The sequence below is a fragment of the Nocardia implantans genome (genome assembly GCF_035544775.1).
GTDB classification, from domain to species: domain Bacteria; phylum Actinomycetota; class Actinomycetes; order Mycobacteriales; family Mycobacteriaceae; genus Nocardia; species Nocardia implantans.
This window is the reverse complement of sequence record NZ_JAYKYQ010000010.1, coordinates 308,255-330,316: the sequence shown is the minus strand read 5'-3', so window position 1 is coordinate 330,316 and position 22,062 is coordinate 308,255. Positions and strand designations below refer to the sequence as shown.

Genomic DNA, 22,062 nt, shown 5'->3' with positions numbered 1-22,062 from the left:
CTCGGGCAGCACGCTGCGCGAACGAGAAATGAGCACCGCCCGACGTTCCTCGGCTGGCGGAGTTCTGGCGTCTCGCATCGTCCGGGTGGCGGTGACGTGAACGGGTCACCGCCGTTGGCGCCTAGGCGGCGAAGACCTGGCGACCTGGGTGCGCACGGCGATTGCGGAGAAATCGCCGGGTCGGCTCGCGGGTCCGGCGACCGTCAGCCGATGTCGACCGGATCGATCTGCACGCGAAGGGGGGCGTCGGAGCGGTGCGTGCTGCGAACCGCCTGAGCCGCGCGCAGAGCACGCGCCAGCGCGGCTCCGGATCGGCGATCGACCCGCAACAGCAAGCGCTCCACTTCGGCGGGCGCATCGCCGGAGGAGAACGGTTTGCGGGCGCCGTCCGGCAGCGGCACCGGTCCGAGGCGGTCGACCGTGTCGGGCAGGTCCGCCGCCGAGAGCAGTTCGGCGATGGTGTCGGCGGTGCCATCGATCGCGGCGAGACGGACGGCGGGCGGGAAGCCCACCTCGGCCCGCGCCGCCACCTCCGCCCGCGCCGCGCCTACCGGATCCCACCGGACCAGCGCCTGCACGGTCGGGATCGAGGGCTCGGCCACGACGACGACCTGACCGTGCGCGCGGACCAGCGCCGCGGCGGCCATCCAGCGGCGCAACGCGTCCTCGGCGGCCCGCAGGTCGGCACGGCCGAGCAGCGCCCAGCCGTCGAGCAACAGCGCGACGCCGTACCCGCCGGGGACCACGGGTTCGGCGCCGACCGTGGCGACCACGACCTGCGGGCCCGGCTCGACGGTGTCGAGCACGGCGCCGCCGCCGGAGCCGCGGATCGGCACGCCGGGAAAGGCGCGGCCGAGTTCCTCCGCCGTGCGCGCCGCCCCGATCACCACGGCGCGCAGGGCGCGCGAACCGCAGGTGGCACAACGGAACGCGGCCTCGGTGATCCCGCACCAGCGGCACGCGGGACTCTGCGCGGCCGCGCCGTCCACTTCCGCCTGGCGGGTCTCCGGCAGCGCGAGCGGCCCGTTGCAGTGCCTGCACCGGGCCGGAGTACGGCATTTCCGGCAGGACAGCGCGGGGATGTACCCGCGGCGCGGCACCTGCACCAGCACGGGTGCGCCTTCCTTCAGCGCGGCGCGGGCAGCCGCGAAGGCGACGCCGGGAATCCGGACGGCCTTCGCGACCGGGTCGCGTTCCAGGGCGATATCACTGTCGCCGGGGGCGCTGATCCGCGGAGCGGTTTTGCGGAGCACGGCACGGTGGGCGATCAGGTCATGCGCCCAGCCGGAGTCGACCACCGCCTGGATCTCCGCGGTCCGCGCGAAACCGGCGGCGACGAACGCCGCACCGGTGTCGTGCGCCCGCAACATCGCCACCTCCCGCGCGTGCGGATACGGTGCGCGGGGTTCGGCGTAGGTGCTGTCGCCGTCGTCCCACAACGCGATCAGCCCGAGGTCCGCCGCCGGGGCGAACACCGCGCTGCGCGTGCCGACCACCACCCGCGCCGAACCGCGCAGCACCGCGAGCCACCGCCGGTACCGCGCGGCGGGACCGAGTCCAGCGGACAGCCCGACCGCCGAGTCCCCCACCAGCCGAACGCATTCCGCCAGTACCCGGTCGAGGTCGCGTTGATCGGGAACCATGAGGATCGCGCCGCGGCCCTGCCGTGCCACCACGGCGGCGAGTTCCGCCAGCCGCCGGGGCCAGTGCTCCCCGGGCAGCGCCTGCCAGGCCGCACGCGCCCCTTTGCCTTGTGCGAGGGCACCGACGAAAGCCGAACCGTGCACGTAGCGCTCCCAGGCAGCGAGATCAACGGCCTCGAGCAGCGCGACCTCGCGGGCCTCATCCGCGCCGTCGCTGCTGGCCGGCGCACGGTGTATCTCGCCGTCCGAAGACGACTCGCTCTCGGGCTCAGCAGTATTCGCCGAAGACGAGTGAGCTTGCCGCGCGGCGTCCTCGTTTGCGAGGGCCTCGCGGTCCTCATCGGCCACACCGCCGGTTTCGGTATCCTCCGACGCGGATCCATGCCCGCCGACCGCCGGATCGGTCTGCGACACAGAGGAGTTCACCAGCCGTGCGAAGCGATGCGCTGCGGCTGGCATGGCATTGGTGTCACCGTCTCGACCGTATGACGTTGAGGCACAGGTTGTCCCGGATTCCCCCGCGCACCCGGATGCCGCCGCGTCCACCGGCGAGGCAGAAGGCGCGACCGTGGAGTCGACGGACTCTGCCGGTGCCGCAGCGGACTTCTTCTTGCCCCCGGTTTCCGTGCGGGCGTGGCGTGGTGGGATGGCCAGCCGCAGGACGTCGGCGCGCGTACCCGCGTACCGGGACGCGACCTTCTCCGCCAGGTCGAGGATTTCCGGAGTCAGCACGCGTTCACCGGACACGACGCGTTCCAGCGCGACCAGCTTGCCGCCATGGTCGCTGTGCGGCATTCGAGCGAGCAGGTAGCCGTCCACCAGCCGTCCGGCGAATCGCACCCGCACCCTGACCCCCGGCTGGGCGAGCTCGTCCAGCTCGGGGGGCACCACGTAGTCGAAGTCGCGATCGAGGTGAGCGGGCGAGAGCAGCGGGAGCACCCGGGCGATCGGCAGCTCGACGCCCGCGGGACCCGCGGCCGAACGGTCCGCCTCGGAGGCGGGGATGTCCGCCGCGGGTTCGTTCACTCGGACCTGGTCGAGATCAGAGTCCGACGGCGGCGCGCAACTTGTCCGCGCGGTCGGTGTGTTCCCACGGCAGGTCGACGTCGGTGCGGCCGAAGTGGCCGTACGCGGCGGTCGGCGCGTAGATCGGGCGCAGCAGGTCCAGGTCGCGGATGATGGCGCCGGGACGCAGGTCGAAGACCTCGGTGATCGCGGTGCTGATGCGCGCCGGGTCCACCTTCTCGGTGCCGAAGGTCTCGACGAACAAGCCGACCGGAGCCGCCTTGCCGATCGCGTAGGCCACCTGGACCTCGACGCGATCGGCCAGATCGGCCGCGACGACGTTCTTCGCGACCCAGCGCATGGCGTAGGCGGCCGAGCGGTCCACCTTCGACGGATCCTTGCCGGAGAAGGCGCCGCCGCCGTGGCGGGCCATGCCGCCGTAGGTGTCGACGATGATCTTGCGGCCGGTCAGGCCCGCGTCGCCCATCGGGCCGCCGAGCACGAACTTGCCGGTGGGGTTGACCAGCAGGCGGATGTCCGAGATGTCCAGGCTCGGCACGTCCAAGTCGGCCAGCACCGCCTCGAGCACCTTCTCCCTGATGTCGGGGGCGAGCAGGTTGTCCAGGTCGATGTCGGCGGCGTGCTGGGTGGAGACGACCACGGTGTCCAAGCGGACCGGGCGGTCGCCGTCGTACTCGATGGTGACCTGCGTCTTCCCGTCCGGGCGCAGGTAGGGCAGCACACCGGTCTTGCGGACCTCGGTCAGCCGCCGCGACAACCGGTGCGCGAGCGCGATCGGCAGCGGCATCAACTCGGGCGTGTCCTTGGTGGCGTAACCGAACATCAAGCCCTGATCGCCCGCGCCCTGCCGCTCGATCTCGTCGTCGGAGCCGCCGACACGGGCCTCGTGCGAGGTGTCCACACCCTGCGCGATATCCGGTGACTGCGCGCCGATCGCGATATTCACACCGCAGGAATTTCCGTCGAATCCCTTTGCCGACGAGTCATATCCGATTTCCAACACCTTTTCCCGGACAATTCGGGGAATATCGGCGTACGCCGACGTGGTGACCTCACCGGCGACATGGACCTGGCCGGTCGTCACGAGGGTTTCCACCGCGACCCGGCTGCGCGGATCCTCCGCGAGCAACGCGTCGAGAATGGAATCGCTGATGGCATCACAGATTTTGTCCGGATGACCTTCGGTCACGGACTCACTGGTGAAAAGCCGGCTCCCGGACGTGCGCACAGTTCTTCCCTCTCCCTCAACGGGTTACTCGTATCGGGTTGCGACAGTAACGCGATGTCGTGACTGCGCAACCCTTATATCTCAGCCTATTCCAAATCACCGACAGGGCGGACCGCAACGACGCGGCCGTACCGGACAGCTGAACTCCCGGTGGCCATGCGGCGCCGCATCGATGACGGCGTCGCCAACGACCGACCGGAGGGCAATTCCGGCCGGGACGCGGCCCGGTTCAGCGCAGCAATCCACTCAGCGCGTCGAGCACACGGCTGGCCAGCAACGCCTTGGAGCCGTGATCGAGCGCCTGTTCGGTGCCGTCCGCGCCGAGCAGCCAGCCGTCGTTGGTGTCCACCTCGAACGCTTTACCCTCGCCGACCGCGTTGACCACGAGCAGGTCGCAGCCCTTGCGGGCGAGCTTGGCCCGCGCGTGGGTCAGGACGTCGCCGTGCTCGTCACCGGTCTCGGCGGCGAAGCCGACGATCGCGGTGCCTGGCAACTGGCCGTCGCGGCGCGCCTGCACCAACCCGGCGAGGATGTCGTCGGTCTTGGTCAGCGGAATGACGTCCGGCTCGCCCGCGCCCTTCTTGATCTTGGCGGCGGCGACGTTGGTCGGCCGGAAATCGGCGACCGCGGCGGCCATGATCACCGCGTCGGCGCCGACGGCGTGCTTGTCGACGGCGGTCTTCAGCTGTTCGGCGGTGGTGATGTGCACCAAGTCGACGGCGGCGGGCGCCGCCATCTCGATCGTGTTGCCCGCGATCAACGTCACATGGGCGCCCCGCTGGGCCGCGACCCGCGCCAGAGCGTAGCCCTGCTTGCCGGAGCTGCGGTTGCCCAGGAAGCGCACCGGATCCAGCGGCTCCCTGGTGCCGCCCGCCGTGATGACGACCCGGCGGCCCTCCAGATCCCGCGGGATCGCGTCGGCACGCTCCATGAGCAGCGACGCGAGGCCGAAGATCTCCTCGGGCTCGGGCAGGCGCCCGGGGCCGGTGTCGGCGCCGGTGAGCCGGCCCGCCGCGGGCTCCATGACGATGGCGCCGCGGGCGCGCAGGGTCGCGACGTTGGCGACGGTCGCCGGATGCTCCCACATCTCGGTGTGCATCGCGGGCGCGAACAAGATCGGACATCGGGCCGTCAGCAACGTCGCGGTGAGCAGGTCGTCGGCGCGGCCGGACGCGGCGCGGGCCATGAGGTCGGCGGTCGCCGGGGCGATGACCACGAGGTCCGCCTCCTGGCCCAGCCGAACATGCGGGACCTCGGGCACGTCGGAGAACACGCCGGTGTGCACCGGGTTCCCGGACAGTGCCTCGAAGGTCGCCTTGCCGACGAACTCCAGCGCCGAGGTGGTGGGGATCACCCGGACGTCATGTCCGGTTTCGGTGAATCGCCGGACCAGAGAGCACGCCTTGTAGGCGGCGATGCCTCCGGCCACACCGACGACGATCCTTGTGGTCACTACGCCTCCGGCCTAGTCGTGGTCACTGGCGAACCGGGTTCGCCTCACTCGCCTTCGGAGTGCTCGAGCAGGTCGGCGTGGATCTCGCGCAGCGCGACCGACAGCGGCTTCTCCTGCAGACCCGGCTCGACCAGCGGGCCGACGTATTCGAGGATGCCGTCGCCGAGCTGGTTGTAGTAGTCGTTGATCTGCCTGGCCCGCTTGGCCGCGTAGATGACCAGGGCGTACTTGGACGACGTGCGCTCCAGCAACTCGTCGATCGGCGGGTTGGTGAGGCCGACCGGCGTGTCGTATGCGGGCGCGGTCTTGGTGTCCGTACTGCTCACTAGGGAGACTCCTGCTGTGTGGTCTGGCGCATGAACGAGGGGCCCTGCGAGTGCGGCGGCGCGCCGACTCCGGGCCCTGGTCACTCATGCCGGAGTGGATTGCGCATGCGCGAAGGGCCCTACGTGGTTACGCAGGCTACCTCCTCCGGGCCTGATCGCTCATGCGCAGGTGGGGGTCACGAACTCGAATTTGTGCTAACGAACAACGATACCAACTGCTCACAGGCGCTGGTCACCTCGTCGTTCACGATAACCATGTCGAACTCGTCACAGGCCGCCAGCTCGATCCTGGCCGTCTCCAAGCGGCGCTCGATCACCTCGGGCGACTCGGTGCCGCGCGAGGTCAGGCGCGCCACCAACTCCTCCCAGCTCGGCGGGGCCAGGAAGACCAGGATCGCGTCCGGGATCGCCCGGCGCACCGATCGCGCGCCTTCCAGATCCACTTCCACCAATACCGGAAGGCCTTCGGCCAGCGCGGCGCGCACCGGCCCTGCGGGGGTGCCCGAACGCTGCAGCCCGCCGTGGATGTCCGCCCACTCGAGCAGCTCACCCGCCTCGATCATCGCGTCGAACTCCGCACGGGAGACGAAGTGGTAGTCGAGGCCGTCGACCTCCCCGGGCCGCGGGGCCCGGGTCGTTGCCGACACGCTGAAGACCAGGTCGGGCAGTCGTTCGCGGACACAGCGGACCACGGTGGACTTGCCCACGGCCGAGGGGCCGACCAGTACGACCAGTCGACCCTTCCGCGTGTGTTCGATCACCCTCGTCGTCAGGCGTCGAAGTCGAACCGGGCCAGCAGCGCCTTGCGCTGCCGGTCGCCGAGTCCGCGCAGCCGCCGGGTGGGGGCGATCTCCAGCTCGCTCATGATCTCCGCCGCCTTGACCTTGCCCACCTTCGGCAGGGCCTCCAGCAGCGCCGACACCTTCATCTTGCCGAGGATCTCGTCGGTCTCGGCATCGGTGAGGACCTGCTTCAGGTTGGTGCCGCCACGCTTCAAGCGCTCCTTGAGCTCCGCCCGAGCGCGGCGAGCGGCAGCCGCCTTCTCCAAAGCAGCGGCGCGCTGCTCGTCAGTCAGCTGGGGAAGGGCCACGGTTCCTCCGTCTCATCGTTCATTGCATCAACTCCTGCCGGTAACCCGGCAGTCTCAGCGACCGTACCCACGACGTCCGCCGATTGCGAACCCACCCCCCAGGTCAGCGCATGATTCCGGGTACGGACCGCACCGGGGCGGCCCGGCGCCGGTCCCGCCCGCGCCATCGAGCGCATCCCGCTGCTCGATCAGCGAAATATGCCGTCAGCAGGGTGTTTTCGACAAACCGAATGGTTTGCGGAAGGGTTGCGACACGGCAGCGCATCTCTCCAGCAACCCCTCACGCGCCCTACCAGGAACTTTCTGGAAATCCTCCGCGTGTCGCGAGTTTTTTGCGCGTGTCGGGCGTCACATTCGGCCTGTTGCGGCCGCCACGGCCCGGCATCCGGTGCCGATCCTGGCCCTGTACGCCGGTCCAGGGGCGATGCGCCCACCCGGTGGCACCGATGGCCCCGAAATCAGCGCAGCAGCGCACACAGGCCCCGCTAAGGGGCACGTGTGTGCGAACAGCTGCACGCACAAGAGCCGGAAACGCGAAAGGCCGGCGCGGATGCGCCGGCCTTTCGCGGTCATTTCTGGAGGAACGCGAACGCGTCTTGGAACTCGCGCACTTTGGCACGCAGTGCCGGAACGGTCGGTCCGTCCTTCAGCACCTCGCGCGAGACGTTCGGCACGACCGCCGCGAGCATCGGCTCACCGACCAGTCCCCGGATGGTCTCCGGGCCACCGCCCTGGGCGCCGACCCCCGGCATGAGGATGGGGCCGTTGAGCGCGGACAGATCGGGCGCGGCATTGAGCGTCGCGCCGACCACCACGCCGACCGACCCGAACTCCTCGCCCGCGTTGCGAGCCGCCGCCTCGTCGACCATGGTCTGCGCGACGGTGCGGCCGTCCGCCACGACCGCCCCCTGCACCTGCGCGCCCTCGGGGTTGGAGGTCGCCGCCAGCACGAAGACGCCGCGGTGACCCGCCTCGGCGAGCGTCAGCGCCGGCGCCAGCGAACCGAACCCCAGGTACGGCGACACCGTCACCGCGTCGGACCCGAGCGGGCCGTCGGCCAGCCAGGTCCGCGCGTAGGCGTCCATGGTGGACCCGATGTCGCCGCGTTTGGCGTCGGCGAGCACCAACGTTCCCGAGGCCCGCAACACCTCGATGGTGCGTTCCAGCACCGCGATGCCCCGGGAACCGTAGGCCTCGAAGAACGCCACCTGCGGCTTGACCAGCGCCACCAGGCCGTCGAACGCTTCCACGCAGATCTCGGCGAAGCGTTCGAGTCCCTCGGCGTCCTCGGGGAGACCCCAGGACCGCAGCAGCTCCGGATGCGGGTCGATCCCGACGCACACGGGCCCGAACTCCCGCATCGCGTGCCGTAAGCGGCCACCGAAGGTCTTCATCTCGCCCGTTCCGTCCGATCGCGGCTCACCCACGCAGCACCGCGTGCAGCTCCTGCAGCGACCGCACGCCGATGCCGCCGTTGATGCTCGCCTCGATGCCCTGCACCGCGGCCGCCGCACCCTGCACGGTGGTGATGCACGGGATGTTCACCCCGACGGCCGCGCTGCGGATCTCGTAGCCGTCGACGCGGGGGCCGGAGTTGCCGTAGGGCGTGTTGAACACCATGTCCACCTCGCCGTCGCGGATCTGCTCCACGATCGTCGGCTCGTCGTCCGGCCGCACCTCGGAGTGCTTGCGCACCTGCTCGCACGGAATCCCGTTGCGGCGCAGCATTTCCGCGGTGCCCTCGGTGGCGAGGATGCGGAAGCCGAGGTCGTGCAGGCGCTTCACCGGGAAGACCATCGCGCGCTTGTCCCGGTTGGCGATCGAGACGAACACGGTGCCCTCGGTGGGCAGCGAGCCGTAGGCGGCGGTCTGGCTCTTGGCGAAGGCCGTGCCGAAATCGGCGTCGATGCCCATCACCTCGCCGGTCGACTTCATCTCCGGCGACAGCAGCGAGTCGATACCGCTGCCGTCGGCGCGCCGGAAGCGGTGGAACGGCAGCACGGCCTCCTTGACGGCGACCGGAGCGTCCAGCGCGACGTGCCCGCCGTCGCCCTCGCTCGGCAGCATGCCTTCCTTGCGCAGTTCGGCGATGGTGGCGCCGAGCATGATCCGCGCGGCGGCCTTGGCCAGCGGCACCGCGGTGGCCTTCGACACGAACGGAACGGTCCGGCTCGCGCGCGGATTGGCCTCCAGAACGTAGAGCACGTCGTCCTTGAGCGCGTACTGCACGTTGAGCAGGCCGCGCACGCCGATGCCCTTGGCCAGCGCGACGGTCGAGCGGCGCACCGCCTCGATGTCGCTGCGGCCCAGCGTGATCGGGGGCAGGGCGCAGGCGGAGTCGCCGGAGTGGATGCCCGCCTCCTCGATGTGCTCCATCACGCCGCCGAGGTAGACCTCCTCTCCGTCGCACAGCGCGTCGACGTCGATCTCGATCGCGTCCTCCAGGAACCGGTCGACCAGCACCGGGTGCTCCGGGCTGAGCTCGGTCGCGCGGGAGATGTAGCCCTCCAGGGAGCTCTCGTCGTAGACGATCTCCATGCCGCGGCCGCCGAGCACGTAGGACGGGCGCACCAGCACCGGGTAGCCGATGTCGGCGGCGATCTTGCGCGCCTGCGCGAAGGTGGTCGCGGTGCCGTACTTCGGCGCGGGCAGCCCGGCCGCGACCAGCACGTCACCGAACTCGCCGCGGTCCTCGGCCAGGTCGATGGCGGCCGCGCTGGTGCCGACCACCGGCACGCCCGCGGCGGTGAGCCGCTGGGCGAGGCCGAGCGGGGTCTGCCCGCCCAGCTGCACGATGACGCCGGCGACGGTGCCGGACTCGCATTCGGAGTGGTAGACCTCGAGCACGTCTTCGAAGGTCAGCGGCTCGAAGTAGAGGCGATCGGCGGTGTCGTAGTCGGTGGAGACGGTCTCCGGGTTGCAGTTGACCATCACCGTCTCGTATCCGGCCTGCGACAGCGTCTGCGCCGCGTGCACGCACGAGTAGTCGAACTCGATGCCCTGGCCGATGCGGTTGGGCCCGGACCCGAGGATGATCACCTTCTCGCGTTCGCGCTGCGGCGCCACCTCGGACTCGGCCGCGGGATCGAGCTCGTAGGCCGAGTAGTGGTACGGGGTCTTGGCCTCGAACTCGGCGGCGCAGGTGTCGACCGTCTTGAAGACCGGGCGGATGCCGAGCCGGTGGCGCAGGGCGCGCACACCGCTCTCCCCCGCCAGCTCCGGCCGCAGCGCGGCCAGCTGACGATCCGACAGGCCGTAGTGCTTGGCCCGGCGCAGCAGCGGCTCGTCCAGCACGGGCGCGTCGAGGATCTCCCGGCGCAACTCGACCAGACCGGCCACTTCGGCCACGAACCACGGGTCGATGCCGGAGGCCGCGGCGACGTCCTCGATGCTCGCGCCCAGCCGCAGCGCGCGTTCCACCTGGTAGATGCGTCCCTCGGTGGGCGTGCGCAGATCCTCGAGGATCGCTTCGACGTCGGTCCACGCGCCGTCGTCCTCGGTCCAGAAGCCCGCGGCCTTGGTCTCCAGCGAACGCAGCACCTTGCCGAGCGCCTCGGAGAAGTTGCGGCCGAGCGACATGGCCTCGCCGACGGACTTCATGGTGGTGGTCAGCGTGCCGTCGGCGCCCGGGAACTTCTCGAACGCGAACCGCGGCGCCTTCACGACCACGTAGTCGAGGGTCGGTTCGAAGCAGGCCGGGGTTTCCTTGGTGATGTCGTTGACGATCTCGTCGAGCGTGTACCCGATGGCCAGCTTGGCGGCGATCTTCGCGATCGGGAAGCCGGTCGCCTTCGACGCCAGCGCGGACGAACGCGACACCCGCGGGTTCATCTCGATGACGATCAGGCGGCCGTCGAGCGGGTTCACCGCGAACTGGATGTTGCAGCCGCCGGTGTCCACGCCGACCTCGCGCAGGATGGCGATGCCGAGATCGCGCAGCTTCTGGTACTCGCGGTCGGTGAGCGTCATCGCGGGGGCGACGGTCATCGAGTCGCCGGTGTGCACGCCCATCGGGTCGACGTTCTCGATGGAGCAGACCACCACGACGTTGTCGCGGCCGTCGCGCATCAGCTCGAGCTCGTATTCCTTCCAGCCGAGGATGGACTCCTCGATCAGGACGTTCGCGGTGGGCGATGCGGCCAGGCCGCCGCCCGCGATGCGATCGAGGTCCTCTTCGTTGTAGGCCATGCCGGAACCGAGGCCGCCCATGGTGAACGACGGGCGCACCACCACGGGGTAGCCGAGTTCGGCGACCGTGTCGCGGACCTCGTCCATGGTGAAGCAGACCCGCGAGCGGGCGCTCTCGCCGCCCACCTTGGCCACGATGTCCTTGAACTTCTGCCGGTCCTCACCGCGCTGGATGGCGTCGAAGTCGGCGCCGATCAGCTCCACGCCGTACTTCTCCAGCACCCCGCGCTCGTGCAGCGCGACCGCGGTGTTCAGCGCGGTCTGGCCGCCGAGGGTGGCCAGGATGGCGTCCGGACGCTCCTTCTCGATGACCTTCTCGACGAACTCCGGCGTGATCGGCTCCACGTAGGTGGAGTCGGCGAACTCCGGATCGGTCATGATCGTCGCCGGGTTCGAGTTGACCAGCGACACCCGCAGGCCCTCGGCCCGCAGCACCCGGCACGCCTGCGTGCCGGAGTAGTCGAATTCGCACGCCTGGCCGATGACGATCGGGCCAGAGCCGATCACCAGGATGTGCTCGAGATCCTCGCGGCGAGGCATCAGGCTCCTTCCATGAGACCGGCGAAACGGTCGAACAGATACGCGGCGTCGTGGGGTCCGGCGGCGGCTTCGGGGTGGTACTGCACGGAGAAGGCGCGGCCGTCGACCAGCCGGACGCCCTCGACGGTGCCGTCGTTGGCGCAGACGTGACTCACCTCGGCCGTGCCGAAGGGGGTGTCGAACCGCTCGCCCCGCTCGCCCTCCAGCGCGAAACCGTGGTTCTGCGCGGTGATCGAGATCCGGCCGGTCTCGTGCTCCACCACCGGGATGTTGATGCCGCGGTGGCCGAACTTCATCTTGTAGGTGCCCCGGCCGAGCGCGCGGCCGAGGATCTGGTTGCCGAAGCAGATGCCGAACAGCGGCAGGCCCTCGCCCAGTACGCCACGGGTCAGCTCGACCGCCGCGTCGGCGGTGGCCGGGTCGCCGGGACCGTTGGACAGGAAGACCCCGTCGGGCTTCAGTTCGAGGATCTGATCCAGCGTGGTGGCCGAGGACACCACGTGCACCCGTGTGCCGCGCTGCGCGAACATGCGCGGAGTGTTGGTCTTGATCCCCAGATCGACCGCCACGACGGTGTGCCGGTGGTCACCGTCCGGCTCGATCGTGTACAGCGCGTCGGTGCTCACCTCGCCCGCCAGGTCGGCGCCCAGCATGGACGGCTGCCCGTTCACCCTGGCCACCAGTTCGTCGGTGGCGGCGAGCGCGTCGCCGGAGAAGATGCCCGCCTTCATCGAACCGCGGGTGCGCAGGTGACGCACCAACGCGCGGGTGTCGATGCCGGCGATGCCGACGATCCGCTGCCGTTCCAGCTCGTCCGGCAGGGTCCTGCTGGCGCGCCAGTTGGAGGCGCGCCGCGCGGGGTCGCGCACCGCGTACCCGGCGACCCAGATCTTCGTGGATTCGTCGTCCTCGTCGTTCCAGCCGGTGTTGCCGATCTGCGGCGCGGCGGCCACCACGATCTGGCGGTGGTAGGACGGGTCGGTGAGGGTCTCCTGGTACCCGGTCATCGCGGTGCAGAACACCGCCTCACCGAGCGTCTGGCCCACGGCGCCGTAGGCCTGGCCGCGGAATACCCGGCCGTCCTCCAGCACGAGTGCTGCGCCCGTCCCCGCCCTGCTCCCGCCCGTGTCTCCTGTCATCCCTCGTCATCTCCCGTCGTCGTCCCGCTCTGATCCGCCGCGGGAAGCCTGCGCCAGGCCGGATAGACCGACTTGTCGTCGCCGCGGAAACCCGTATCGATCTCGGTTCCGGTCGGCAGCTTCCAGCGAATGACCAGCACACCATCTTCCGTCATCACTTTGCCCGCGTGTCCGCGTTCGGTGCGCACCGCCGTGATGGATTCCTCCGGAATCCAGATCGCCGTCGCGCCGTCGCGTTCGAGCAGAATTCCCTTGTCGAACCGGGTGAGTTCGGCGGTGGCCCGGAAACCCAGGTCGCCCACCGTGATCCGGTCCTGCCAGCTCGGCGCTATGGTGCTGCCCAGGTACAGCCCGGTGGTCGGCTCCAGTACCTGCGCGCCCAGTTCGTCGGGCACGGCGGGCAGGGCGCCGATGCGCTCGGCCTGTCGTGCCGCGCGATTGCGCCAGCCCCGGTACATCAGCCACAGGCAGACCCCGAACAGGACCAGCAGCCCCACCACCCAGAGCGTTCTCTCCACTACGAACCTCCTCGAACGGCTGCGCCCCGGTCACTCATCTATGCCTCCGCCCGGTTGCCCAGCGTCTTGCCGTCCCTGGCGGTGATCCGGCCGCGCAGCAGCGTCGCCGTCACCCGCGCCGGAAAGGTCATCGCCTCGAACGGCGTGTTGTTCGAGATGCTGGCGAGGTCCTTTCCGCGCACCGTCCAGCTCGCCCGCGGGTCGACCAGCGTCAGGTTGGCCGGCTCGCCGACCTCGAGCGGCCTGCCGTGCTCGTCCAGGCCGACGATCGCGGCGGGGCGCTCGCTCATCACGCGGGCGACGCCGCGCCAGTCCAGCAGCCCCGGCTCGACCATCGTTTGCACGATGATCGACAGCGCCGTCTCCAGCCCGAGCATGCCGGGCCGGGCCGCGGCGAACTCGCAGCACTTGTCCTGCTCGGCGTGCGGCGCGTGGTCGGTGGCGACGCAATCGATGATGCCCTCGGCGAGCGCCTGCCGCAGCGCGGCGGCGTCGGAGGCCTCGCGCAGCGGCGGGTTGACCTTGTTGACCGCGTCGTAGGTCTCCAGCCGGGAATCGTCGAGCAGCAGGTGGTGCGGGGTGACTTCGGCGGTGATCGCGATGCCCTGGGATTTGGCCCACTTCACCAGTTCCACGGTGCCCGCGGTGGAGGCGTGGCAGATGTGCACGCGGGCGCCTGCGTCGCGCGCCAGCAGGGCGTCGCGCGCCACGATCGACTCCTCGGCCGCGCGCGGCCAGCCGGCCAATCCCAGCCGGGCCGCGGTCGGACCCTCGTGTGCGACGGCGCCCTCGGTCAGCCTTGGCTCCTCCGCGTGCTGGGCGATCAGCACGCCGAGCGAGTTCGCGTACTCCAGCGCGCGGCGCATGATCAACGGGTCGTAGACGCAGTGGCCGTCGTCGGAGAACATGCGCACCGCGCCGACGCCCGCGGCCATGGTGCCCATCTCGGCGAGTTGCTTGCCCTCCAGGCCCACCGTGACCGCGCCGACCGGATACACGTCCACCAAGCCGACCTCGCGGCCTCGCCGCCACACATGGTCGGTGACGACCACCGAGTCGGCGACCGGGTTGGTGTTGGCCATCGCGAACACCGCGGTGTAGCCGCCGAGCGCCGCGGCGGCGGAGCCGGTCTCGATGGTCTCGGTGTCCTCGCGGCCCGGTTCCCGCAGGTGGGTGTGCAGATCGACGAAACCGGGCAGCAGGATCTGATCGCGCGCGTCGATCACCTCGGCGTCGACCACGCCCAGATCGGTGCCGATCTGCCGGATCTCCCCGTCGGCGACGAGCACGTCGACCGGCTCGCCTTCGCCGTAGAGCAGCGCGCCTTTGATCAGAACGTTCATGCTCGAGCCACCGCCTCCTGTGTTCCGACGAGCAGGCGGAACAGCACCGCCATCCGCATGTGCACCCCGTTGGTGACCTGTTGCAGCACCGCGGCCTTCGGCGAGTCCGCGACCGAGGACGCGATCTCCATGCCGCGCAGCATCGGGCCGGGGTGCAGTACGACGGCGTGGTCCTCGAGCAGGGCCAGCCTGCGCTCGGACAGGCCGTAGGTGATCGAGTACTCGCGGGCCGACGGGAAGAATCCGCCGTTCATCCGCTCGGCCTGCACGCGCAGCATCAGCACCGCGTCGGCGCCGATCAGCTCGGCGTCCAAGTGGTGCGAGACGCGGGCGGGCCAGGACTCCACGCCCACCGGCAGCAGCGTGCGCGGGGCGACCAGCACGACCTCCGCGCCGAGCGTGGCCAGCAGGAAGACGTTCGATCGCGCGACCCGGCTGTGCAGGATGTCACCGACGACGACCACCCGCTTGCCCTCGATGTCACCGAGCCGTTGCCGCAGCGTCAGCGCGTCCAGCAGCGCCTGGGTGGGGTGCTCATGGGTTCCGTCGCCCGCGTTGATCACGGCCGGACCGGAGCCGCGCCCCGCCGAGACCGCCCACTCGTCCATCCAGCGCGCGATCTGATGTGCCGCGCCGGAGGCCGGATGCCGCACGATCAGCGCGTCGGCTCCCGCGGCGTGCAAGGTCAGCGCGGTGTCGCGCAGCGACTCCCCTTTCGAGACGGAGGAACTGCTCGCGCTCACGTTGATCACGTCCGCGCTCATCCACTTGCCCGCCACCTCGAACGACACCCTGGTGCGGGTGGAGTTCTCGTAGAAGACGGTCATCACGGTGCGTCCGCGCAGCGTGGGCAGTTTGTGCACCTCGCGGCCGAGCAGCGCCTGTTCGAACCGCTCGGCCTCGTCGAGCAGCTCGGTCGCGGCGGCGCGATCGAGCGCGGCGACCGACAGCAGATGCCTCATGCGCCCGCCTCCCGCCGCAGGCCGGCATGTGCCGGATCCATCACGCCTCCTCCTGGTGCAGATAGACGCCGTCGCGGCCGTCGTGCTCGGTGAGCAGCACCGAGATGTCCTCGGAGCGGTTGGTCGGCACGTTCTTGCCCACGTAATCGGCGCGAATCGGCAGTTCCCGGTGTCCGCGGTCGATGAGCACCGCCAGCTGCACCGCGCGCGGGCGGCCGAGATCACGCAGGCCGTCGAGCGCGGAGCGGACGGTGCGACCGGAGAACAGGACGTCGTCGACCAGGACCACCAGCGCGTCCTCGATGCCGCCTTCCGGAACCGACGTGCGCTCCAGCGGCCGGTGCGGACGGCTGCGCAGATCGTCCCGGTAGAGGGTGATGTCGAGCGAGCCGAGAGCCGGGCGGACGCCGGAGAATTCCTCGATCTTGCCGGTGAGCCGCGCCGCCAGGGTGGTGCCCCTGGTGGGGATCCCGATCAGCACCACGCGTGGCGCGTCCGGCTGGCCCGCGTCCAGCGCGGTCTTCTCGATGATCTGGTGCGCGATGCGCGCGATCGTCCGTCCGACATCCGAAGCCGACAACAACTCTCGCCCTGCCGCCACCCATTCCGGGGTATGTCGCTGCGATGTCTCGGCAGCGCCGGACTTGGCGGCCCGTTCTTCGGGCACGGCCATGCCGACCTCCTTCCCCGCCTCACCGGACGGTCCGTTAAAGGATGTCTTACGGCAAGCAGCGTAGCAGCGGCTCGAACCCCGCTTTCACCAGGCATATGGCGCTGTGAGCGGGGCCACTGGCAGCGGCGGGCCGCGCTACCGGCGGACCGCGAGAACCAATCCGAGATCCCGGTTGCCCAACGCGGCCGGGCGGTCGAGCGGCGCCACCAGATCGTCCCAGGCACGGAACTCGATCCGCCATCCGTGCCCGGCGAGCCACTGGTCGGCGTCGGGGCCGAGCCCACTGGGTTCCCTCGGTCCGTCCGCCCCGGCTCGCACCAGTCGCCGCAGTTCGGTGTACCGGTCGCTGTGCTGATCGGTGTCGAACTTGCCGAGGCCGAACCGGCTCTCCGGCGCGGACAGCTCCGTCAGCGTGGCCGCCACCCGCATGGCTTCCGCGCGCCGCAGATAACCGAGAACCCCTTCGTCGATCCAGTGGGTCGGGACGTCGGTGCGGAAGCCGTGGGCGCGCAGCGCGGCCGCCCAGTCGCCGCGCAGATCGGCCGCCACGACGTGGCGCGCACAGACCGGACGGGCGCCCGCCGCCTCCAGCACCGGTTCTTTGAACCGGAACAACTCGGGCAGGTCGATCTCGAAGACCTCGACCTCGCGCGGTAGCGGCATCCGGTAGGCCCTGGTGTCCAGGCCCGCGCCGAGGATGACGACCTGCCCGCAACCCGCCGCGACGGCCGCTCGGGCGGTGTCGTCCACCAGGCGCACGGAGACGCTGCGGCCCTCGTAGAACTTCTCGGCCAGCGCCTCCAACCGCGCCCAGCGCTCTTCGCCCCCCGGCTCGGCGCCGAAAGCGCGTCGCGCGGCGGCGGCGAACAGCTGCGCCCAGGGATCGTCGTAGAGGCGGTCCGGCCTGCGCGATTCCCATGCGCGGATCACCGCAACTCCGAGCGCTGTCATCGCCACGCCCGCCGTCGGCGCTTGCGGTGTGGTTTCGGTCATCGACGACTCCCCTCGTCCGGGTGACATCCCGCTCGGCAAGGTACTCGGCCTACCGGCGACGCGAGACGACGATCCGAGAAGAATGACCGAAAACCGCTAGCACATACGTTCGAACGGCGGTAGGCTCGGCGGCATGTCCACACCGCTACAGGGATCGCTGCTCGACGGTTTCGGCGACACCGAACTCGGGCCGCTGCGCGCCGCGCGCCGCACGGTGCTCGACCACGGCGCCTGGGTGGATCTGCTGCCCGGCTGGCTTTCCGGCGCCGACGCGCTGTTCGACCGACTGGTCGACCGCGTGCCATGGAAAGCCGAGCGCAGGCCGATGTACGACCGCGTGGTGGACGTGCCCAGGCTGCTGCGGTTCTACGCGGAGCACGAACCACTGCCCGATCCGGCACTGGCCGACGCACGCGCGGCGCTGAGCGAGCACTATCGGCACGAACTCGGCGAGCCGTTCCGCACCGCGGGCCTGTGCTACTACCGGGACGGACGCGACAGTGTCGCCTGGCACGGCGACGACATCGGCCGCGGCGCCACCCACGACACCATGGTCGCGATCGTGTCGATCGGGGCGCCGAGGGCTTTGCTGCTACGGCCCCGCGGCGGAGGCGCGAGCATCAGATACCTGGTCGGACACGGCGATCTACTCGTCATGGGCGGCTCTTGCCAACGCACCTGGGAGCACGCGGTGCCCAAGACGCGCAAACCCACCGGTCCGCGGATCAGCATCCAGTACCGGCCGCGCGGCGTCCGCTGACCCGGCCGGACGCGCCGGCTTGACCTGAACCATTGTTGGGGTCGGAAGCTCGTCGCATGAGTACGACAGCTTCCACACCTCCCTCGGTCGAGGACACGACGGTCGACCACTCCGCCGACATCGCCGCGATCCGGCAGATCGTCGCCAACGCGGAGACCGGTTTCAACACCAATGACGCCGATCTGCTGTCGGCGGATTTCACCGCCAACGCGGCCGTCGTCAACGCGACGGGCACGCTGATCACCGGATTCGACGCGCTGCTCGACGCCGGCCGCCGGGGTCTGGCCGGATTCCTCGCCGACCAGTACGCCCGCTATGAGATCGCCGACATCACCTTCCTGCGTCCCGACGTCGCGATCGCGCACAAGCGCGCATGGGCGACCACGCCGGACGGCGAGCCCGTCGAGCACGATCACGCCATGATCGCGCTGTACGTCTTCGTCAAGGAAGGCGAGCGCTGGTACGTCGCCGCGCGGCAGAACACCTTGGTACCCAAGGCCGAGTGATCGTCGTCCGCCACGTGTCCCCCGCTCCGGTTAGCCTGGCATCATGAGCAATCCAGGGGCGGGGGTCTTGGCCGTGATGCCGCTGCACACGATCAGCGAGGTCTACGGCGCGGCCGGGCTGCGCGAACGACTACTGCTGGAAATCGCCGAGTTGCCGGACTCGCAGCGGCTGGCCGCCGCGCTGGAGCTCGCGGCCGACCTGCATCGCGACGATCGCTACGGCCGGGAGCCGTACCTGAGTCATCTGCTGCGCGTGTCGATTCGGATCATCAGCCACTACGAGGTCCGCGATCCCGACGTGGTCGCGGCGGGGCTGCTGCACGACTCGGTCGAGGACCATGCCGCCGAGCTGGCCGCCGATCGCCCCGGCCCCACCGTCGACGCGGCGCTCGACGCGCTCACCGATCGGTTCGGTGCGCGAGTGGCCGATCTCGTCGCCGCGGTGACCAATCCCGAGCCGGATCCGGCGCGCGACCGGCAGGCGCAGTACCGCGAGCATGTCGCGACGAATCTCGACCGCGACCCGTGGGCCCGCGTCATCAAGCTCTCCGACTTCACCGACAACGGCGTCGGCATCCTCTACGCCACCGGCCCCGCGATGGCGAAACTCGCCGCCAAGTACCGCCCGCTCACCGATGTGTACCGCGACTTGGTCACCCGGCCGGACACACCGCTGGCCGAACACGTCCGGCAGCACATCCTCGATCAGCTCGACCGGGCCGACGAACGGTTCGAGGCCATCCTGTCGCGGGATTGATCGGCACGCGACACGAACAGATCGAAACCTCTTCCAGCACACGGGAATAAAGCGTCCCGATTCGTCACGGCGCGCGCAGCACCGACTCGACCAGCTCGCGCACCGCGGCCAGTAGCCGTTCGGTCTCACCCGCACGCACCATGGCCGGTACCCATTCGGCGCTCAGCGCGCCGAGCAGCAACCGCCCGACCACTTCGGCGTCCAGGTCCGGACGCGCTTCGCGCAGCAACGTGGTGATGTGGTTGTCCCAGAACGCGTGGAACTCGGCCGTTCGCGGGTGCGGCGGCTCGGTGCGATAGGCGGCCATCAGCTCCGCATTGTCGATCACCAGCCGCGCCATGGCGTCGAAGTAGGCGATCAGGCGGGCGCCCGCGGGCGCGCCGGGGCCGAGCGGCGGCGGACCGCTGGTGATCGCGTCCATCAGCGCGACCGCGCTCTGCGCGACCATCTCGTGCAAGAGCCCCGCACGGCTGCCGAAGCGATGGAAGATCGTGCCCTTGCCCACTCCGGCGGCGGCCGCGACGCGGTCCATGGTGATCGCTTCGGCGCCGTGCTCGGCCAGCAGGGCGAAGGTGGCGTCCAGTATCGCCCGCCGGTTGCGCGCCGCGTCCGCCCGTTCCCTGGGTCGTCCGTCGCCCATCGCACTCGCTTTCCTAGACAAGTTGACCGGCGGTCCATATCATCGGGAAGTCAATTGGACCGTCAGTCAACTTATGGAGTTCATGATGCAGGCAATCGTAATGACGGCGACCGGAAGCCCTGATGTGCTGGTCGCCGCGGATGTTCCGGCGCCGCGGGCGGCCGCGGACGAGGTGGTGGTCCGCGCCGAGGCGATCCCCGTGCTGTTTCCCGAAACCAAGCTGCGCTCCGGCGAGTTCCCGCTCGGCGCGCCGCTGCCGCTGGTTTTCGGTTTCCAGGCCGCGGGGGTCGTCACCGAGGTCGGCGAGCGAGCCGATGCGGCGCTGATCGGACAGCGGGTCGTCGTGGCGACGCGCGGTTACGGCGCCTACGCCGACTTCGTCGCCGCCCCCGCCGATTCGGTGGTGCCCATTCCGGACGGCCTGTCCTTCGTGGACGCCGCCGCGGTGCTGATGAACGGATCGGTGGCGATTCCTCTGCTGGAAACCGCCGCGCTCACCGGCGTGGAAACCGTCTTGATCGAAGCCGCGGCCACGGGCATCGGCAGCGCGCTGACCCAATGGGCCAGAGAGTTCGGGGCGGCGCGCGTCATCGGGACCGCGGGCGGCCCCGGCAAAACCGCCCACGCCCGCAAACTGGGCGCCGACGAGGTGATCGACCACAACGATCCGGAATGGACCACCCGACTGCGCGAAACCCTCGACGGCGCAACGGTGGACGTGGTGTTCGATTCGATCGGCGGTGCGAGCGCTTCCGGCCTGCTCGATCTCATGACGCCCCTGCGCGGCCGGATGCTCGGCTACGGATGGCTGTCCGGAGCACCCGCGCAGGTGTCGGCGAGCGACCTGCTCATGCGCGGACTCACCTTCACCGGCTGCGCGGGGCCGGACTGGCTGAACCGAGTCGCTGCGGCGCGCACCGCCGTTCTGGCCCGCGCGGCGGCGGGTGGGCTCGATCCGCTGGTCGAGGCGGTGCTGCCGCTGGACCAGGCGAGCCGCGCGCATCGGCTGCTGGAGGAAAGGGCGGTGCTGGGCAAGATCGTGCTGCGTCCGGGCTCGGCCTTGTCCGGATAGCGACGCGCGGCCGCGTGCCGTGACTAGGGTGGACCCGTGCGGACTTCGCTGCAATCCCATGTCGGCGCCGCCAACGCGCTCACCGCGCGGTGGTGCGTGGCGGCGGGCGAACGAGACTTCGTGGTCTCCGGCGCCGGGGTGTGGCCGCTGCTCGCCCTGCTCGCCTCCGCGGCGGACGGTCCTGCGCGGGACGAACTGACGACCGCGACCGGCGTGCCCACGGCGGACGCGCGAGCCGGGGCGCTGCGGCTGCTGCGCGACCTCGAGGGCGCGGAAGCGGTGTCGGCCGCACTCGGCGTGTGGGTGCGCCGCGATCTTCCCGTGCACGAGGCGTGGTCGCAAGCGCTCCCCGATGGCGTGCTCGCCCGGTTGGCCGGGCAGTCGGAACTCGACAGCTGGGCGGCCCGGCACACCGATGGGCTCATCGACCGCTTCCCTCTGACGGTCGATCCCGAGACGCTGCTGGTGCTGGCCACCGCTCTGGTCGCGAAAACCCGGTGGCGGGTGCCTTTCGACGTCGGGACGCTGGCACCCGAGAACGGTCCGTGGCACGGGCACCGCGGACCCGGGCTGTCCCGCGCGAGCCGCGACCTGACCGACGCCGCGATCCTCGACGCGGCCGAACCGGTCACGCGCGTTGTCGTCGAAGGCGTCGCCGACCTCGACGTCCACCTTCTGCTCGGCGCCGGGGCACCTGGCGCCGTGCTCGGTACGGGCTTGGCCGCGCTGTCCGGCAATGTGCCGATCCGCTCCGAACTGCCGGTCGGCACAACGGGACCGGGGCTGACCGTGCGTACCGAACCGGTGGTGCCCAATACCGGTCGACTGCGCATCCAATTGCCGCCGTTCGAGGTTCGCTCCACCCACGATCTGCTCGCTGCCCCGGGCCTGTTCGGCATGAACGCCGCCACCGACTGCACCCGCGGTCACTTCCCGGCGATCTCCCCGCAGCCGTTGTGCGTCGGCCGCGGAGCACAGGAAGTGCTCGCGCGGTTCAGCCACGAAGGATTCGAGGCAGCCGCCGTGACGGCCTTCGCGTTACGCGCCGCGGCGGCGGTGCTGCGGCACGACTACGCGCCCGTCGTCTCGGTGGTCTTCGACCGCCCCTTCGGTTTCCTCGCCGTGCACCGCCCGACGGGACTCGCGGTCGTCGCGGGATGGATCGCCACCGCGCCGACGTCGTCCCCCGACGCTCCGGCCTGAGC

The 22,062-nt window shown here is 70.4% G+C and carries 20 protein-coding genes; 5 read left to right on the top strand and 15 right to left on the bottom strand.

Features of this window, described 5'->3' with window-relative positions:
* Positions 1–203: 203 nt before the first annotated feature.
* The 14 genes from U3653_RS24500 to U3653_RS24435 all read right to left on the bottom strand — a co-directional run bounded on the left by U3653_RS24500 (position 204) and on the right by U3653_RS24435 (position 17,122).
* Entirely contained in the window at positions 204–2,597 is a 2,394-nt protein-coding gene (locus U3653_RS24500; protein ID WP_323124441.1) for a primosomal protein N' family DNA-binding protein, read from the bottom strand.
* An 88-nt stretch (positions 2,598–2,685) separates the two neighbouring features.
* On the bottom strand, positions 2,686–3,897 hold the full coding sequence (metK, locus tag U3653_RS24495) for a methionine adenosyltransferase (protein WP_084486213.1): 1,212 nt from the start codon (positions 3,895–3,897) through the stop codon (positions 2,686–2,688).
* A gap of 229 nt (positions 3,898–4,126) precedes the next feature.
* Positions 4,127–5,350 (bottom strand): bifunctional phosphopantothenoylcysteine decarboxylase/phosphopantothenate--cysteine ligase CoaBC, encoded by a 1,224-nt coding sequence (gene coaBC / locus U3653_RS24490; protein WP_195082355.1) that lies wholly within the window; start codon positions 5,348–5,350, stop codon positions 4,127–4,129.
* Between the two features lie 44 nt (positions 5,351–5,394).
* On the bottom strand, positions 5,395–5,676 hold the full coding sequence (gene rpoZ / locus U3653_RS24485; RefSeq protein WP_040780043.1) for a DNA-directed RNA polymerase subunit omega: 282 nt from the start codon (positions 5,674–5,676) through the stop codon (positions 5,395–5,397).
* Between the two features lie 176 nt (positions 5,677–5,852).
* Positions 5,853–6,437 (bottom strand): guanylate kinase, encoded by a 585-nt coding sequence (gmk, locus tag U3653_RS24480; protein ID WP_067802087.1) that lies wholly within the window; start codon positions 6,435–6,437, stop codon positions 5,853–5,855.
* Positions 6,438–6,445: 8 nt separating this feature from the next.
* Entirely contained in the window at positions 6,446–6,766 is a 321-nt protein-coding gene (gene mihF, locus U3653_RS24475; RefSeq protein ID WP_028476708.1) for an integration host factor, actinobacterial type, read from the bottom strand.
* A 569-nt stretch (positions 6,767–7,335) separates the two neighbouring features.
* On the bottom strand, positions 7,336–8,160 hold the full coding sequence (pyrF, locus tag U3653_RS24470; RefSeq protein ID WP_195082354.1) for an orotidine-5'-phosphate decarboxylase: 825 nt from the start codon (positions 8,158–8,160) through the stop codon (positions 7,336–7,338).
* 25 nt (positions 8,161–8,185) lie between these two features.
* The gene (carB, locus tag U3653_RS24465) at positions 8,186–11,494 is read right to left on the bottom strand and encodes a carbamoyl-phosphate synthase large subunit (RefSeq protein WP_195082353.1); all 3,309 of its coding nucleotides are present in this window, start codon (positions 11,492–11,494) and stop codon (positions 8,186–8,188) included.
* Entirely contained in the window at positions 11,494–12,633 is a 1,140-nt protein-coding gene (gene carA / locus U3653_RS24460; protein ID WP_195082352.1) for a glutamine-hydrolyzing carbamoyl-phosphate synthase small subunit, read from the bottom strand. The genes carB and carA overlap by 1 nt, the downstream gene beginning before the upstream one ends.
* Entirely contained in the window at positions 12,630–13,151 is a 522-nt protein-coding gene (locus U3653_RS24455; RefSeq protein WP_195082351.1) for a PH-like domain-containing protein, read from the bottom strand. The genes carA and U3653_RS24455 overlap by 4 nt, the downstream gene beginning before the upstream one ends.
* Positions 13,152–13,189: 38 nt before the next feature.
* Positions 13,190–14,494 (bottom strand): dihydroorotase, encoded by a 1,305-nt coding sequence (locus tag U3653_RS24450; protein ID WP_195082350.1) that lies wholly within the window; start codon positions 14,492–14,494, stop codon positions 13,190–13,192.
* Positions 14,491–15,456: an aspartate carbamoyltransferase catalytic subunit gene (locus U3653_RS24445; RefSeq protein ID WP_195082349.1), complete on the bottom strand. Its 966-nt coding sequence runs from the start codon at positions 15,454–15,456 to the stop codon at positions 14,491–14,493. Before U3653_RS24445 ends, U3653_RS24450 begins: the two co-directional genes overlap by 4 nt.
* A gap of 40 nt (positions 15,457–15,496) precedes the next feature.
* Positions 15,497–16,129: a bifunctional pyr operon transcriptional regulator/uracil phosphoribosyltransferase PyrR gene (gene pyrR / locus U3653_RS24440; protein ID WP_323124412.1), complete on the bottom strand. Its 633-nt coding sequence runs from the start codon at positions 16,127–16,129 to the stop codon at positions 15,497–15,499.
* A gap of 135 nt (positions 16,130–16,264) precedes the next feature.
* Complete coding sequence (locus U3653_RS24435; protein ID WP_323124413.1) at positions 16,265–17,122, bottom strand: SAM-dependent methyltransferase; 858 nt, start codon at positions 17,120–17,122, stop codon at positions 16,265–16,267.
* 133 nt (positions 17,123–17,255) lie between these two features.
* Between U3653_RS24435 and U3653_RS24430 the strand changes: the two genes are divergently transcribed.
* The 3 genes from U3653_RS24430 to U3653_RS24420 are packed head-to-tail and all read left to right on the top strand — an operon-like array spanning position 17,256 to position 19,145.
* Positions 17,256–17,882, top strand: coding sequence for an alpha-ketoglutarate-dependent dioxygenase AlkB (locus tag U3653_RS24430; RefSeq protein WP_195082348.1), 627 nt, complete (start codon positions 17,256–17,258; stop codon positions 17,880–17,882).
* 56 nt (positions 17,883–17,938) lie between these two features.
* The gene (locus U3653_RS24425) at positions 17,939–18,388 is read left to right on the top strand and encodes an SgcJ/EcaC family oxidoreductase (RefSeq protein WP_195082347.1); all 450 of its coding nucleotides are present in this window, start codon (positions 17,939–17,941) and stop codon (positions 18,386–18,388) included.
* Positions 18,389–18,431: 43 nt separating this feature from the next.
* Positions 18,432–19,145, top strand: coding sequence for an HD domain-containing protein (locus U3653_RS24420; protein WP_195082346.1), 714 nt, complete (start codon positions 18,432–18,434; stop codon positions 19,143–19,145).
* Positions 19,146–19,209: 64 nt separating this feature from the next.
* On the opposite strand, the gene U3653_RS24415 is transcribed toward U3653_RS24420, so the two are convergent.
* On the bottom strand, positions 19,210–19,785 hold the full coding sequence (locus U3653_RS24415; protein WP_195082345.1) for a TetR/AcrR family transcriptional regulator: 576 nt from the start codon (positions 19,783–19,785) through the stop codon (positions 19,210–19,212).
* An 85-nt stretch (positions 19,786–19,870) separates the two neighbouring features.
* Between U3653_RS24415 and U3653_RS24410 the strand changes: the two genes are divergently transcribed.
* Positions 19,871–20,857: a quinone oxidoreductase family protein gene (locus tag U3653_RS24410; protein WP_323124414.1), complete on the top strand. Its 987-nt coding sequence runs from the start codon at positions 19,871–19,873 to the stop codon at positions 20,855–20,857.
* Between the two features lie 36 nt (positions 20,858–20,893).
* Positions 20,894–22,060: a serpin family protein gene (locus tag U3653_RS24405; protein ID WP_195082344.1), complete on the top strand. Its 1,167-nt coding sequence runs from the start codon at positions 20,894–20,896 to the stop codon at positions 22,058–22,060.
* The last annotated feature ends 2 nt before the right edge of the window (positions 22,061–22,062 follow it).

Bases quoted from the DNA above. Each gene is read 5' to 3' on its own strand.
- pyrF (WP_195082354.1), bottom strand. From the start codon at position 8,160: ATGAAGACCTTCGGTGGCCGCTTACGGCACGCGATGCGGGAGTTCGGG.
- carB (WP_195082353.1), bottom strand. From the start codon at position 11,494: ATGCCTCGCCGCGAGGATCTCGAGCACATCCTGGTGATCGGCTCTGGC.
- carA (WP_195082352.1), bottom strand. From the start codon at position 12,633: ATGACAGGAGACACGGGCGGGAGCAGGGCGGGGACGGGCGCAGCACTC.
- U3653_RS24450 (WP_195082350.1), bottom strand. From the start codon at position 14,494: ATGAACGTTCTGATCAAAGGCGCGCTGCTCTACGGCGAAGGCGAGCCG.
- U3653_RS24445 (WP_195082349.1), bottom strand. From the start codon at position 15,456: ATGAGGCATCTGCTGTCGGTCGCCGCGCTCGATCGCGCCGCCGCGACC.
- pyrR (WP_323124412.1), bottom strand. From the start codon at position 16,129: ATGGCCGTGCCCGAAGAACGGGCCGCCAAGTCCGGCGCTGCCGAGACA.
- U3653_RS24435 (WP_323124413.1), bottom strand. From the start codon at position 17,122: ATGACCGAAACCACACCGCAAGCGCCGACGGCGGGCGTGGCGATGACA.
- U3653_RS24430 (WP_195082348.1), top strand. From the start codon at position 17,256: ATGTCCACACCGCTACAGGGATCGCTGCTCGACGGTTTCGGCGACACC.
- U3653_RS24425 (WP_195082347.1), top strand. From the start codon at position 17,939: ATGAGTACGACAGCTTCCACACCTCCCTCGGTCGAGGACACGACGGTC.
- U3653_RS24420 (WP_195082346.1), top strand. From the start codon at position 18,432: ATGAGCAATCCAGGGGCGGGGGTCTTGGCCGTGATGCCGCTGCACACG.
- U3653_RS24415 (WP_195082345.1), bottom strand. From the start codon at position 19,785: ATGGGCGACGGACGACCCAGGGAACGGGCGGACGCGGCGCGCAACCGG.
- U3653_RS24410 (WP_323124414.1), top strand. From the start codon at position 19,871: ATGCAGGCAATCGTAATGACGGCGACCGGAAGCCCTGATGTGCTGGTC.